The sequence below is a fragment of the Streptomyces sp. NBC_00178 genome, assembly GCF_036206005.1.
In the GTDB taxonomy this organism is placed as follows: Bacteria; Actinomycetota; Actinomycetes; order Streptomycetales; family Streptomycetaceae; genus Streptomyces.
Window position 1 is genome coordinate 1,956,790 of the sequence record NZ_CP108143.1, and the last position, 14,010, is coordinate 1,970,799.

11 protein-coding genes are annotated in these 14,010 nt (G+C 72.1%); 6 read left to right on the plus strand and 5 right to left on the minus strand.

The window, feature by feature from the left end:
• Nucleotides 1-3 precede the first annotated feature (3 nt).
• The 4 genes from OHT61_RS08425 to ybaK all read left to right on the plus strand — a co-directional run bounded on the left by OHT61_RS08425 (nt 4) and on the right by ybaK (nt 4,167).
• Nucleotides 4-1,605 (plus strand): oxidoreductase, encoded by a 1,602-nt coding sequence (locus OHT61_RS08425; RefSeq protein ID WP_329036452.1) that lies wholly within the window; start codon nt 4-6, stop codon nt 1,603-1,605.
• A gap of 222 nt (nt 1,606-1,827) precedes the next feature.
• On the plus strand, nt 1,828-2,862 hold the full coding sequence (locus tag OHT61_RS08430) for a hypothetical protein (protein ID WP_329036454.1): 1,035 nt from the start codon (nt 1,828-1,830) through the stop codon (nt 2,860-2,862).
• An 11-nt stretch (nt 2,863-2,873) separates the two neighbouring features.
• Entirely contained in the window at nt 2,874-3,650 is a 777-nt protein-coding gene (locus tag OHT61_RS08435; RefSeq protein WP_329036456.1) for an LON peptidase substrate-binding domain-containing protein, read from the plus strand.
• Between the two features lie 16 nt (nt 3,651-3,666).
• Complete coding sequence (gene ybaK / locus OHT61_RS08440) at nt 3,667-4,167, plus strand: Cys-tRNA(Pro) deacylase (protein WP_329036458.1); 501 nt, start codon at nt 3,667-3,669, stop codon at nt 4,165-4,167.
• A gap of 16 nt (nt 4,168-4,183) precedes the next feature.
• Here ybaK and OHT61_RS08445 read toward each other — a convergent pair whose 3' ends face one another.
• The 4 genes from OHT61_RS08445 to OHT61_RS08460 all read right to left on the minus strand — a co-directional run bounded on the left by OHT61_RS08445 (nt 4,184) and on the right by OHT61_RS08460 (nt 8,351).
• Nucleotides 4,184-4,936 carry an ABC transporter permease gene (locus OHT61_RS08445; RefSeq protein ID WP_329036460.1) on the minus strand — a complete coding sequence of 251 codons (753 nt, stop codon included), beginning with the start codon at nt 4,934-4,936 and terminating at the stop codon, nt 4,184-4,186.
• A 108-nt stretch (nt 4,937-5,044) separates the two neighbouring features.
• Complete coding sequence (locus tag OHT61_RS08450; RefSeq protein WP_443049378.1) at nt 5,045-5,938, minus strand: ABC transporter permease; 894 nt, start codon at nt 5,936-5,938, stop codon at nt 5,045-5,047.
• Nucleotides 5,939-5,993: 55 nt separating this feature from the next.
• On the minus strand, nt 5,994-6,977 hold the full coding sequence (locus tag OHT61_RS08455; protein WP_329043155.1) for an ABC transporter ATP-binding protein: 984 nt from the start codon (nt 6,975-6,977) through the stop codon (nt 5,994-5,996).
• A 117-nt stretch (nt 6,978-7,094) separates the two neighbouring features.
• Nucleotides 7,095-8,351 carry an NYN domain-containing protein gene (locus OHT61_RS08460; RefSeq protein WP_329036462.1) on the minus strand — a complete coding sequence of 419 codons (1,257 nt, stop codon included), beginning with the start codon at nt 8,349-8,351 and terminating at the stop codon, nt 7,095-7,097.
• A 282-nt stretch (nt 8,352-8,633) separates the two neighbouring features.
• Between OHT61_RS08460 and OHT61_RS08465 the strand changes: the two genes are divergently transcribed.
• On the plus strand, nt 8,634-8,813 hold the full coding sequence (locus OHT61_RS08465) for a hypothetical protein (protein WP_329036464.1): 180 nt from the start codon (nt 8,634-8,636) through the stop codon (nt 8,811-8,813).
• Between the two features lie 81 nt (nt 8,814-8,894).
• On the opposite strand, the gene dnaE is transcribed toward OHT61_RS08465, so the two are convergent.
• A complete protein-coding gene (gene dnaE, locus OHT61_RS08470; protein ID WP_329036465.1) occupies nt 8,895-12,434 on the minus strand; it encodes a DNA polymerase III subunit alpha in 3,540 nt (1,179 codons plus the stop codon).
• Nucleotides 12,435-12,657: 223 nt separating this feature from the next.
• On the opposite strand from dnaE, the gene OHT61_RS08475 reads away from it, so the two are divergent.
• The gene (locus tag OHT61_RS08475) at nt 12,658-13,983 is read left to right on the plus strand and encodes a DUF2252 domain-containing protein (RefSeq protein WP_329036466.1); all 1,326 of its coding nucleotides are present in this window, start codon (nt 12,658-12,660) and stop codon (nt 13,981-13,983) included.
• Nucleotides 13,984-14,010: the final 27 nt, after the last annotated feature.

Sequence of the window (14,010 nt, forward strand, 5' to 3'; positions counted from 1 at the left end):
GCGGTGACCGAGCCGCACGACGGCGAGATCCCGGACGGGCTCAGCGCGGCGGAGCTGGGCATGTGGCAGTCGTTCCGGAACGGCACGACCTACGATCTGCGGTCCCACGACCCGGTGCGCGACGATCCGTTCTCGCCGCACATCTGGGGGCCGGAGCGGAGCGTCGGCGCGAGGACCGTGGCGAGGCTGCTGCTCAGCGGGCCGGCGGCGCGGCCGGGACGGGTGGCCGCGCTGAAGCTCCGGGGCGTGCGCATCACGGGGAAGCTGGACCTGGCGGGCGGCCGCGTCTCGCCGTACGTCGAGTTGACGGGCTGCCGCTTCGAGCAGGAGGTGGTCCTGCCGGAGTGCCATTTCACGACCCTGCGGATGGTGGGCTGCGCGGTGCCGCGCCTGGACGCGGCGCGGCTGCACACGGAGGGCGACCTGCATCTGCCGCGCTGCCGCGTCGAGCGCGGCATCCGGCTGACGGACGCCCAGATCGGTACGGATCTGCTGATCAACCAGTTGTTCGCCGGTCCCGACCGGCGCGGTCGCGCCTTCGTCGGCGACGGTATGTCGGTGGCGCAGGACCTGCAGGCCGAGATGATCGACACGCGCGGGGAGCTGAGCCTGCGCGGGGCGAAGGTCGGCGGTTCGCTGAGCCTGCGCGGCAGCAGGCTGCGCGCCTCGGACGGGCGGCGGGCGCTGAACGCCCCGCAGCTGAGCGTGGAGCGGACGCTGTACATGACGGAGGCGTGGGTCAGCATCGAGACGGGGAACCAGGGCACCACACCGCCGTACGGCATCGCGCGCGGCGGCGGCCCGGCCCGCGGGACACGGGCGCAGGTCTTCACCTGCCGGGGGGCGGTGCGGCTGGACGACGGCCGGTTCGGGGACGCGGTGGACCTGCACAAGGCGCGCTTCGTCCTCACCGGCCGCGAGGAGCTCTCGCTGCGCCGGATCGTCACCCCCGAGCTGCGCTTCAACGCGGAGCGCCCCCGCGAGGGCCGGGTCGTGCTGAACGGCGCGCGGGTGGTGACGCTGATCGACGTGTCGACCAGCTGGCCGGGCCCGGGCGGGCTCGCGATGGGCGGCTTCGTCTACGAGAACCTCGTGCCGTACGGCCACTTCCCGCTGTCGAGGCGCCTGGAGTGGGTGCTGGCCGCGACCCCGGAGTACGTCCCGGAGCCGTACGAGCGCCTCGCGACGGTGCTGCGCAACTGCGGCGAGGACGCCGACGCCCGCGAGGTGCTGCTGGCCAAGCAGCGGCGCAGGCGCGAGACGCTCCCGCTCGCGGGCAGGATCTGGGGCTACCTGCAGGACTGGACGGTGGCCTACGGCTACCGTCCGGGCCGCGCCCTGGTGTGGATGGCCGTGCTGTGGGCCGCGGGGGCGGTGGCCTTCTCGGCGTACAGCCCGGAGTCGATCAAGGGGAGCGAGCATCCGCAGTGGAATCCCGCGCTCTACTCGCTGGACCTGCTGGTCCCGGTGATCGATCTCGGGCAGGACGGCTACTGGCTGCTGGAGGGCGGCTGGCAGTGGACGGCGGCGGCGCTGGTGCTGCTGGGGTGGATACTGGCCACGACGGTGGCGGCGGGGGCCTCCCGGCTCCTGCGGCGCGGCTGACCGCCGGCCCCCTGCCGGACCGGGCGGTTCCCTGTCCGCGCGGGGGTCGAAAGACCTTTCGGCGCCCGGCGGGATGTGCGGTGCGCGACCACCGTACGGTCGGGAACACGCCGAAGTGGAACGTTTCCTTTGCTTTTTCTTGACCTGGCGCGGGGCAACCCTCCCACTCGCCACAGAAGCTTCACAACGGCCCTCTGGCGCCGCCCCGACCTGCGCTTTTCAATGGTCTGCACCATGGTCTCCCTCCGTGCACTGCTGAGTTCCGCGCGCACGTTCCGGCACGGCCCCGGGCACGCGGCCGGGCTGCCCCCCGACGACGCGGTGCTGCTCGACGCCCCCGACGAACAGCTCTCGCCGGCGCTGGTCGCCGCGGCCCTGGGCGACTTCGGCCCCGCGGCCAAGCTCCTGGCCACGACCAGGGACGCCGCCGACTGGGAGACCCGCGACCGCCGCCTGTCCCGGCTCACCGCCTTCGCCCACGGACGTGACGGCTGGCTGACCGGCTGGCTGGCCGCCTCCCCGCGCGACCCGGACGCCCTGCTCGTCAAGGCCGAACTGGCGGTCCGCCGCGCCTGGGCCTCCCCCGCGCACGCCGAGCTGCTGCGCGAGGTCGGTCCGCTGATCACCGCGGCCGCCGAGGCCGACCCCAGGGACCCCGTGCCGTGGCGGCTCGCGCTCGACCACGCCCGCGGCACGCACGCCCCGCACACGGTCTTCGAGTCGCTGTGGGAACAGGCCGTGCGCCGTTCCCCGCACCACTACGGCAGCCATGTCGCGGCCCTGCGCTACCTCTCGGCCGCCTGGTACGGCTCGCACCGCGAGTGCTTCGACTTCGCCGAGCGGGCCGCCGAGGACGCCGCCGCCGACTCCCTGGTGCAGGCGCTCCCGGTGCGGGCCGCGTTCGCGCTGCTGCGGGACGAGAGGGCCGCCGCGCGGGCGACCTCGGTGCAGCGGGACAGGATCGACGCCGCCGCCGACCTCGCGATCGGGCTGTCCGCCGCGTTCCCGGCCGGTGACCCCTGGCCCGCCGAGGTCCGCAACCTCCTCGCGTACGTCCTGGTGGCCCGGGGCCGTACGACGGAGGCCCTGGAGCAGTTCCGGCTGATCGGGCCGTACGCGACGTCGTTCCCCTGGGCCTCGGTGGCCGGCGAGGCGCTCGGCGGGTTCCTCGACGCCCGGGCGGACGTCCGGCTCCGGGCGGCGTCTTCGGGGTACTCGCGGCGCAGGCCGGAACACAGCGGGCGCCGCGGCCATTAGGCTTGCCCGTTGTGACCACCGCTCGCCTGCCACTGTTCCCGCTGAACGCGGTGCTGTTCCCCGGCCTCGTGCTGCCGCTCAACGTCTTCGAGGAGCGTTATCGCGCCATGATGCGCGAACTGCTCGCGATCGACGAGGACGAACCGCGCCGGTTCGTGGTGGTCGCCATCCGCGACGGCCGCGAGATCGCGCCGACGGCCACCGGGATGCCGGACACCGTGTCCGCCGCGCCCCCCGCGGAACGCGCGCCGGCCGACGGTTTCGGACCCGATCCCCTCCAGACCTTCCACCGGGTCGGCTGCGTCGCCGACGCGGCGAAGATCCGCGAGCGCTCCGACGGCAGCTACGAGGTCCTGGCGACCGGCACCACGCGGGTCAGGCTGCTGTCCGTCGACACGAGCGGCCCGTTCCTGACGGCCGAGGTCGAGGAACTGCCCGAGGACCCGGGGCCCGCCGAGGGGGACGACGAGGCCGCGGACGAGGCCGGAGCCCTCGCCGAGGGGGTCCTGCGGGCCTTCCTCAGCTACCAGAAGCGGCTCGCGGGAGCGAGCGAGCGGTCCCTGACGACCGGCGCGGACCTGCCCGACGACCCGTCCGTGGTGTCCTACCTCGTGGCCGCCGCCGCCGTCCTGGACGTGCCGTCGAAGCAGCGGCTCCTCCAGGCGCCGGACACCGCGACCCGGCTGCGCGAGGAGCTGGCGCTGCTGCGCAAGGAGACGGCGGTCATCCGGCACCTGCCGTCGCTGCCCGCGATCGACCTGACCCGCGCCCCCACGCACCCCAACTGACCCGAGGACCGGCCCGGTGGCGAAGAAGTCCAGGAAGCAGCAGTCCGGCGGAACCCCGGCCACGGTCGCCCTGACCTCGGCCGGCACCGCCTTCACGGTCCACTCCTACGACCACGACCCGTCGTCGCCGTCCTACGGCGAGGAGGCGGCCGAGGCCCTCGGGGTCGCGCCCGACCGGGTGTTCAAGACCCTGGTCGCCGACGTGGACGGTGAGCTGGTCGTCGCCGTCGTCCCGGTCGCCGGCTCCCTGGACCTCAAGGCCCTGGCCTCGGCGGTGGGCGGCAAGCGGGCGGCCATGGCCGACCCCGCCGCGGCGGAACGCACGACGGGCTACGTACGGGGCGGGATCTCCCCGCTGGGCCAGCGCAAGCGGCTGCGGACGGTGCTCGACGCGTCGGCCGGGGCGCACCCGACCATCTGCGTCTCGGCGGGCCGCCGAGGCCTGGAGGTCGAGCTGTCGCCGTCGGACCTGGCGGCCCTGACGGGCGCCGCCCTGGCCCCGATCGGCCGCGGCTGACCCGCGCGGACGTCCGTCAGGAGCGCTCGGGCCACTGTCCCGGCGTACCGCCGTGGTCGGGATCGGGGCTCACAGGGCCCGGACCGAAGGCCGACGCGGGCCCGGCGGCGGTCGATGCCGAAGGGTCCTGCGCGGCCGGTGACGGCTCACCGTGGGGCACGCCCCATTCGGGCTCGGGGTCCCTGGGGCCGAACAGTGCCGTCAGCCCGAGGTGCACGATCATCGCCGCGATGGGCCAGGCGAGTACCGCCGCCCCCACCGCGTGCAGTTCGAGGGGAGCGTCGAAGGTGACGCCCTTGCCGACCTCCTTGGCGTGGGCGACCACGTCCGACGTCGGCCCGAACCAGGTGCCGATCCCCCACGCGAGCAGGGAGCCGAGCAGGCCGCCCAGGGCAAGCCCCACCACCAGCGGGATCCCTCCGCGCCGGCGGAAGAGGAAGACGGCGACGGCCGACACCAGGCCGAAGGCCAGGGCCAGCAGGACGAACGTGCCGTCGGCACCGATGGCCTGCTCGCCCTCGCTGTTCTTCAGGAACACCGCCGTCTCGTCGGAGACCAGGGGCACCCGGGGCGCCAGCAGCAGCCACAGCAGCCCGAGGGCGACACCGGCGGCCGTCAGCACCACGGCGATCACGGCCCCCTGCCGCAGCTCGCCGCGCCGCTCGGACGCCTCCGGCTTCTCGCCGGGCACGGCGTGGGACCCCGACGGCGGATCCTGCCACGGGTCGTGGGGCTGGGGCTGGTGCGGCGGCGTCAACGGTGCTGTCACGGTGCCATCGTGCCAGGCCGCCTCGCGTACCGCCTCACCGGACCGGCCGCTGGAAGGTCCCCGCCGCCGCGCGCGGTGCCGCACCCCCGGCGGGCGGGGCGGAACGGGTCAGCGCACGGCCGCCCTGCGGTACGCCCAGGTGGCGACGGCCAGGGACAGCACGCCGACGGCCGCGCACACCGCGAGGTCCAGGCCGACGACGGCCCAGTCGGGGTGGGCGTCGAAGGAGCGGGACAGCGCCTCGACGCCGTACGTCGACGGCAGCAGGTCCCGCGCCCAGCCGACGGGGCCGGGCAGCCGCTCGGCCGGCAGCACGCCCAGCAGCAGCGCGGCGGACATGCCCAGCTGTCCGAGGAGCGTCGCCAGCTCCTGCCTCGGGGCCAGCAGGCCCAGCGCCGCGCCCAGCCCCGAGAGGGCGGCGCCCGAGAGCGGGATGACCAGGACGAGGACCCAGAGGTGGGTCATGGGCAAGCCGAACAGCGCGCTTCCCGCCACCGCCGTGACGATGGTGCCGGGCACCGTGAACGAGGCGTACGCGCCCGCCGCCCCCAGCACGACCGCGGCGGGCGGCACCGGCAGGGTGGCGTAGTGGTCGAGGCCGCCGTCGGCCCGGAGCCGGCCGAAGTACTGGGCGAGCAGGTTCAGCGCGACGAAGGCCACGACCAGGACGCTCGATCCCGCGACCACGGCCCGCGCCTCGGAACCGCCGTCGACGACCCCGCGCATCAGCACCATGATCCCGATGGACTGGAACGTCGCGACGAACAGCAGCGGGATCCGGGCGACCCGCGCCCGCGAGAGCTGCGCGCGGTAGACGGCCGCGAGCGAGGGCAGCAGCCTGGCCCTCGGCGCGAGGGCGGCGGGCGCGGTGCGGGCGGCGCCGCCGGTCCGTACGCCGGGGGTCCGCACCTTCGGCGCCGCCGACGCCGGTCCCTTCGTCTTCGGTCCCGTCGTCTTCGGTCCCGTCGTCTTCGCGGACTCCGTGGGAACGATGCTCGTCACCTGGCGCTGCTCCCGTTCGACTCCGGCTCGTATCCCGACACGCTGACGGTCATGTTCACGCCTTCACCAGTCCCTCGGTGGCCCTGGCCGCGTCGCCGCCGAGCGCCAGATAGACGTCCTCCAGGCTGGGTGTGGCCAGGGTGAAGTCGTCCAGCGAGGAGAACGCGGCCCCGCCGGTCACCGCGGCCACCGCGGCCCGTGCCTCGTCCGGCCCCAGCCTCAGCACCCAGCGGCGCCCGGACTCCTGAGCCGAGGCGCGCAGCGCGGCGACCTCGGGGACCTCCAGCGGCGCGCGCTCGCGCCACACGAGTTCGACCCGGACCTCTCCGGCGACCCGCTCCTTGAGCCCGGCCGGGGTGTCGCAGGCGATGACCTTGCCGCGTTCCATGACGGCGACCCGGTCCAGGACCGTCTCCGCCTCGATGACGTTGTGGGTGACGAGCAGCACCGTCGTGCCGTTCTCCGCCCGGCGCCGGTCCACGGCGGACCAGACGGCGCGACGGGCCACGGGGTCCATCCCGGTCGTCGGCTCGTCCAGCACCAGGACGGGCCGCTCGCCGACCAGCGCCGCGGCGAAGCAGGCGAGCCGCCGCTGGCCGCCGGACAGCTTGTTCAGCGGGCGCCCGGCGAGCGCGGTCAGCCCCAGCTCCTCCAGCACGCCGTCGCGCGCGGCCCGCGCCTCACGCGCCGGAAGGCCCCTGAGCCGCCCCGTGGTCTCGGCGGCGAGCGACACGGTCAGCTCGTCGAGGGCGGTGGACTCCTGTCCGAGGTAGCCGATGAGCCGTGACGCACGCTCGGGGTGGCGCACGAGGTCGTGACCCAGCACCTCGACGCTCCCGGAGTCCGGTCGCATCAGCCCGGTGAGCTGGCGTACGAGCGTGGTCTTGCCCGCGCCGTTGGGCCCGAGCAGGCCGAAGATCTCGCCGCGCCGGACGTCGAGACCGACGCCGTCGGTGGCGCGCACCTCGGGGGTGGCGGCGCGGCCCCGCCGGGCGCGGACGGCGGGATAGGTCTTCACCAGATCACGCACCGCGCACACGGTCCCGGTCCCGGTCTGTGCCTGTGCTGTGCCCGTACTCACGAGGAACGAGCCTACGGGGTCGGATGCCCCGGATTGCGCCCGGGGCCGGGCAGTGCCGCCCTTTCGGCGCCCGGGTCAGTCCGCCGCGGGAGCGTGTTCGGCCGCCGCCCGCACGTCGATCTCCCGCCAGAACCCGGCCCGGATGGCGTAGCGGTCGTGCTCGTCGATCTGGTCGTCCTTGTGCGCGAGGAGCCCGAAGCGTGCCGCGTACCGCAGGAGCTCGCCGTCGATGCGGTGCGGGATGCGCGGGTACATGGTGGAGAGTTTCTGCAGGTGGACCGTCTCCGGGAGGCGTTCCATCCAGCGCCGGGCGAAGACCTGGCCGACCTCGAAGGGGTCCCCGCCGACGGTGGTGATGTCCTCCTCGCGGTCCGCCCAGCGCTGCTCGGCGCTGGTGACCTGGGCCAGGGTCGGCAGGGACGCGGTCTCGGACGGCTCCCCCAGAGGGCCTCCGCGCTCCACCCAGCCCCTGTCCGACGACCAGCGCAGGGTGGCGTTGCCGACGGGCGACTGGACGGAGTGGTGCGTGGCCTGCGGCACGGGCGCGCGCAGGCTCGCGAGGTCCTTGGGGGTCGGGACGCCTTTGTGGCCGGGCGGGGGCTGGGTGTGGGGTGCGGCCGTCCCGTCCGCCGCGGCGGCGCCGTTGCGGGCCGCGGCCTGTGCCTCCGACGCGCGCTCGGCCGAGGCGGCGAGCGCGGCCTCGGGCAGCGGCGCGGAGAGGATCGCCGCGATCTCGGGACGGGGTGCCGGCGGTGGCGCGCAGATTCCGCCCGTCTCCTTGGCGCGTACGGCCTTGGTGATCCAGGCGCGGTCGAGCACCCGCCGCTCGTCGGCCTCCGCGACCAGGTCCTCCGACTGGTTGTAGTCGCCGTCGGCCGCCTGGACGGCCCACAGGTGGACGGCGACACCGTGTTCCTTCGCGGACATGAGCCCCGGCAGCAGGTCTCCGTCGCCGGTCACGAGCACCACGTCGGAGCAGGCGCGGTTTCTGGCCAGCTCGGTGAGCTCGGCGTGCATCGCCGCGTCGACGCCCTTCTGCGCCCATCGTCCGTCACTCCGGGTGAGGGCCCCGAGCCGGACCGTGACCCGGGGCATGACGCGCAGCCGGCGGTGTTCGGGCTGCGGCACGCGGTCGGGGGCGCCGTCGAACCAGTAGATGCGCAGCAGCGGCTGTTCCGTGTCGGCCTCGGCCCGCTCACGCAGGCCCTGGATCAGCGCCGTGTGGTCCACGGTGATGCGGGAACGGGCGGGTTCTCCGGCCAGCAGACTCGCGGCTGCGCCCAGCAGGTAGCCGGCGTCCACCAGGACGACGCAACGGTCCACGCGTTCCACCCTCTTCCGGGAATTCGTGAGCGGATCAGCGTGGCCCGGGTGCGGGGGTCGGTGTGCTCACCCGGGGTTCGCTCACTCAGGGTTTCCTTCGAGTCTGCCCGACGGCGAGGGGGTTGAGGTCCGGAACTCGATCATCGGCGTGGCGGATCGGCAAAACGGCGCATGATACCTCCCGAATCACGTTGAGTGATGATCCAACATGCGGCTTATACGGTGCTATGTGAGTCTGACAGCGGTTCTGGACCCCCCGGATCCCTCTCCCTCACAGGAGGCATCAGCACCATGGCCAAGAACAAGAACCGCAAGCAGGGCAGCCAGCACGACCGCGCGTCCGCCGCCGAACGCGGCGCGGAGGACGCCAAGTCGACGGCGTACGAGTCGCAGACCCAGCCGCAGTCGCAGGCGCAGGGCAGCCCGTCCGACGTCGCCCGCAAGCACCAGAAGCGCTTCGGCCACAACTGACGGCCCGCAGGGCCTGATGGCCGAGAGGGGCGCCCCGCCGGTCGGCGGGGCGCCCCTCTCGCGGGTGTTACGGGACGGCTGTCAGCCGGCCAGGCAGGACGGGCCGAGGAGCACCTTGAGGTCGCCGAAGAGGGCCGGGTCGGGCTTGACCCGGTGCCGGTCGAGCCGGAGCACGGTGGTCTTGCGCGGGCCCTGGAGCCTGATGCGCACCTCGGTGTCGCCCCGGTGGTTGCTGAGGACCTCGCCGAGCCGGCTGACCATGGGCGGGGTGACCCTGACCGTGGGGATGGTCAGCACGACGGGTGCGTTGGACCCGGCGTTGGAGATGTCGGGGACCTGCATCTCCATCGCGACGAGGCGCGGCACGTCCTCGCGCTTGTCCAGGCGGCCCTTGACGAAGACGACGGTGTCCTCGACGAGCTGGGTGGAGACCAGCTGGTAGGTGGCGGGGAAGAACATGCACTCGATGGAGCCCGCGAGGTCCTCGACCGTGGCGATGGCCCAGGCGTTGCCCTGCTTGGTCATCTTGCGCTGGAGGCCGGAGATGATGCCGCCCACGGTGACGATCGCGCCGTCGGAGTGCTCCCCGCCGGTGAGCTGCGAGATCGCCGCGTCCGACTTGTCGGACAGGACGTGCTCCAGCCCGAAGAGCGGGTGGTCGGAGACGTAGAGGCCGAGCATCTCGCGTTCCTGCGCGAGCAGGTAGGACTTCTCCCACTCGATGTCGGAGAACTCGACGTCGAGGCCGAAGCCCGGCTCGTCGCTCGTCTCGTCCCCCATGCCGCCGAAGAGGTCGAACTGCCCCTCGGCCTCCTTGCGCTTGACCTGCACCACGTTGTCGATCATCGGTTCGTGGTGGGCGACGAGCCCCTTGCGGGTGTGCCCCATCTCGTCGAAGGCGCCGGCCTTGATGAGCGACTCGACGGTCCGCTTGTTGCAGACGACCGCCTCGACCTTGTCGAGGAAGTCCGGGAACGTGGAGTACTTCCCCTTCGCCTTGCGGCACCTGATGATCGAGTCCACCACGTTCTGCCCGACGTTGCGGACCGCGGTCAGCCCGAAGAGGATCACGTCGTCACCCTGGGCGGCGAAGTTCGACTCGGACTCGTTGACGTTGGGCGGGAGCACCTTGATGCCCATGCGCCGGCACTCGTTGAGGTAGACCGCCGACTTGTCCTTGTCGTCCTTCACGGACGTGAGCAGGGCCGCCATGTACTCGGCGGGGTAGTTCGCCTTGAGGTAGGCGGTCCAGTAGGTGACCAGGCCGTACGCCGAGGAGTGGGCCTTGTTGAACGCGTATCCGGCGAACGGCACCAGGACGTCCCACAGCGCCTTGATGGCCGCGTCGGAGAAGCCGTTCTTCTTGGCACCGGCCTCGAAGAGGACGAAGTTCTTCGCCAGCTCGTCGGCCTTCTTCTTGCCCATCACGCGGCGCAGGATGTCGGCCTCGCCGAGCGAGTAGCCGGCGACGATCTGGGCGGCCTTCTGCACCTGCTCCTGGTACACGATCAGGCCGTAGGTGAGCCCGAGGACCTCCTTGAGCGGCTCCTCCAGCTCCGGGTGGATCGGGGTGATCTCCTGCCGGGCGTTCTTGCGCTCGGCGTAGTTCGTGTGCGAGTTCATGCCCATCGGGCCCGGCCGGTAGAGGGCCGAGACGGCGGAGATGTCCTCGAAGTTGTCAGGCTGCATCTGGCGCAGCAGCGAGCGCATGGGCCCGCCGTCGAACTGGAACACCCCGAGCGTGTCGCCGCGGCAGAGCAGCTCGTAGGTCTTCGGGTCGTCCAGCGGCAGGGCGAGCATCTCCAGCTCGACGCCCTTGTTGGCCTTCACCATCTTGATGGCGTCGTCCATGATCGTCAGGTTGCGCAGGCCGAGGAAGTCCATCTTCAGCAGGCCGAGCGACTCGCACTGCGGGTAGTCCCACTGCGTGATGGTGACGCCGTCGGTGTGCCGGACCCAGACCGGGGCGTGGTCGACGATCGGCTCGCTGGACATGATCACGCCGGCCGCGTGCACACCCATCTGCCGGACGAGGCCCTCGACGCCCTTGGCGGTGTCGATGACCTTCTGGACGTCCGGCTCGTTCTCGTACATCCCCCGGATCTCGCCCGCCTCGCTGTAGCGCGGGTGCTTCGGGTCGGTGATGCCGCTGAGGTCGATGCCCTTGCCGAGGACGTCGGCGGGCATGGCCTTGGTGAGCCGGTCGCCCATCGCGTACGGGTAGCCGAGGACGCGCGCGGAGTCCTTGATCGCGTTCTTGGCCTTGATCTTGCCGTAGGTGCCGATCATGGCGACCTTGTCGGCGCCGTACTTCTCGGTCACGTAGCGGATGACCTCGACGCGCCTGCGCTCGTCGAAGTCGATGTCGACGTCGGGCATGGACACGCGCTCGGGGTTGAGGAACCGCTCGAAGATCAGTCCGTGCGTGATCGGGTCGAGGTCGGTGATCCCCATGGCGTACGCGACGATCGAGCCGGCGGCGGAGCCTCGGCCGGGGCCGACCGCGATGCCGTTGTTCTTGGCCCACATGATGAAGTCGGCGACGACGAGGAAGTACCCCGGGAACCCCATCTGGATGATGATGTCCATCTCGTACTCGGCCTGCTTCTGCCGGTCCTCGGGGACACCGCCCGGGTAGCGGCGGCCCATGCCGACCCGGACCTCCTCCTGGAACCAGGTGACCTCGGTGAAGCCCTCGGGGATCTCGAACTTCGGCATGAGGTCGCGCTTCTCGAACATGCCCGCGGTGTCGATCTGCTGCGCGACCAGCAGGGTGTTGGCGCAGCCCTCCTGCCAGGCGTCCGAGGAGTCGACGCCGTACATCTCGTCCGTCGTCTTGAGGTAGTAGCCCGTGCCGTCGAAGCGGAAACGGTCCGGGTCGGAGAGGTTCTTGCCGGTCTGGATGCAGAGAAGGGCGTCGTGCGCGGTCGCCTCGTTCGCGTAGGTGTAGTGCGAGTCGTTCGTCACGAGCGGCGGGATGCCGAGCTTCCTGCCGATCTCCAGGAGCCCGTCGCGGACGCGGCGCTCGATCTCGATGCCGTGGTCCATCAGCTCCAGGAAGTACCGGCCCTCGCCGAAGATGTCCTTGTAGTCGGACGCGGCCTGGACCGCCTCGTCGAACTGCCCGAGCCGCAGCCGCGTCTGCACCTCGCCGGAGGGGCACCCCGTGGACGCGATGAGGCCCTCGGACCACTGCGAGATGGTCTCCTTGTCCATGCGGGGCCACTTCTGCAGCCAGCCCTCGGCGTACGCGTCCGAGGAGAGCTTGAAGAGGTTGTGCAGGCCGGTGCTGTTCGCCGCCCAGATCGTCTTGTGGGTGTAGCCGCCGGAACCCGAGACGTCATCGCGCTTCTGGTGCGGCTGGCCCCACTGGATCTTGCGCTTGTGCTTGCGCGACTCGGGCGCGACGTAGGCCTCGATCCCGATGATCGGCGTCACCCCGGCCTTCTTCGCCGAGTGGAAGAAGTCGTACGCCCCGTGGAGATTGCCGTGGTCGGTCATGGCGATGTGCGACATGCCCATGTCGTTGCACGCCTCGAACATGTCCTTGAGCCGCGCGGCACCGTCCAGCAGCGAGTACTGGGTGTGGACGTGCAGGTGCGTGAAGGGCGGCTTGCTCACGGCGCTGTGCCTCCGGAATTCGGGAACGGGTGGGGCGCGGAGCGCCTCTGCGACGAGTGGTGATCGGGCGACGGCCGGGAGATGACGGCTTGGGGGGACAGCGTGGAAGTCTACGTCTCCGAGGTGACAAGCGGCGGGCACTCCGGGGTACGGTCGCGCGTTGGTAGAGCGGGACGCCCGTCCCATTTGTCATGAACGCCATGTACCCAGGAGGCACCCAGCGATGTCGGACACGCAGACCGGCGCAGAGCAGCGCGGGGAGCAGATTCTCGCCGTTTTCGACACCGCTTTCGGCGAGCTCCTCGCCGCCGACCCCGCGGCCTTCCGGGTCAAGTTCCGCAAGATGGCGGGCTCCGCCTTCGCGTTCTACCGGGGCTCGGCCGGCCTGTTCTACTCCGACCTGGACCGCGAGCAGCACGGCGGCCCGTACCTGGACGAGCGGACCAGCCGGGTCTGGATCCACGGCGATCTGCACGCCGAGAACTTCGGCACGTACATGGACGCCAACGGCCGCCTCGTGTTCAACGTCAACGACTTCGACGAGGCCTACGTGGGCCCGTTCACCTGGGACCTCAAGCGCTTCGCCGCCTCCGTCGCCCTGATCGGCTATGCGAAGGCGCTGGGCGACGACCAGATCTCCGAGCTCGTCCGGGTCTTCGCCGCGGCCTACCGCGAGCGGATCCGCGCGCTGGCGACGGGTGCCAAGAACGACGAGGTGCCCCCCTTCACCCTGGACACCGCGGACGGCCCGTTGCTGGGTGCCCTCCGTGTGGCCCGTTCCCTCACCCGGTTCGGGCTGCTGGACTCGATGACGGAGATCCGGGACTTCGAGCGCCGCTTCGGGGCCGGCGGCGGCGCGATCGACCTGGACGCCGCGACGCGCTACAAGGTCCTCGCCGCGTTCGACGGCTACCTGGAGACGCTGCCGGAGTCGAGCCTGACCCGGCCCGACTCCTACCGGGTCAAGGACGTCGTCGGGCGGCGCGGCATCGGCATCGGATCGGCCGGCCTGCCGTCGTACAACATCCTCCTGGAGGGCAACAGCGACGCCCTGGAGAACGACGTGGTGATCTACATCAAGCAGGCGCAGACCCCCGCGGTCTCGCGGCACATCACGGACGCGGCCGTGCGGGAGTACTTCCAGCACGAGGGGCACCGCACGGTGATCTCGCAGCGCGCGCTCCAGGCGCACGCCGACCCGTGGCTGGGCTGGACGGAGCTGGACGGCGCCGGTCAGCTGGTCGCCGAGGTCTCCCCGTACGCGGTGGACCTGGACTGGTCCGACATCGACGAGCCCGAGGAGATCGCCGCGGTGGTCGCCGACCTCGGCCGCGCCACGGCGACGATGCACTCGGCGGCCGACGACGAGAGCGGCCACTCGCTGGTGCCGTTCTCCACCGAGCGCGCCATCGACGCGGCCATCGCGGCGGACGAGGAGGGCTTCGCGGAGCTGCTGGTCGACTTCGCGCACAGCTACGGCGCGCGGGCCCGCGGCGACCACCAGATCTTCGTGGACCTCTTCCGCAACGGCCGCATCCCCGGCCTGTAGGCAGGTCCTTCCGGGTCCTTAGGGCTC

Bases quoted from the DNA above. Each gene is read 5' to 3' on its own strand.
- OHT61_RS08475 (WP_329036466.1), top strand. From the start codon at position 12,658: ATGTCGGACACGCAGACCGGCGCAGAGCAGCGCGGGGAGCAGATTCTC.
- OHT61_RS08465 (WP_329036464.1), top strand. From the start codon at position 8,634: ATGGCCAAGAACAAGAACCGCAAGCAGGGCAGCCAGCACGACCGCGCG.
- OHT61_RS08430 (WP_329036454.1), top strand. From the start codon at position 1,828: ATGGTCTGCACCATGGTCTCCCTCCGTGCACTGCTGAGTTCCGCGCGC.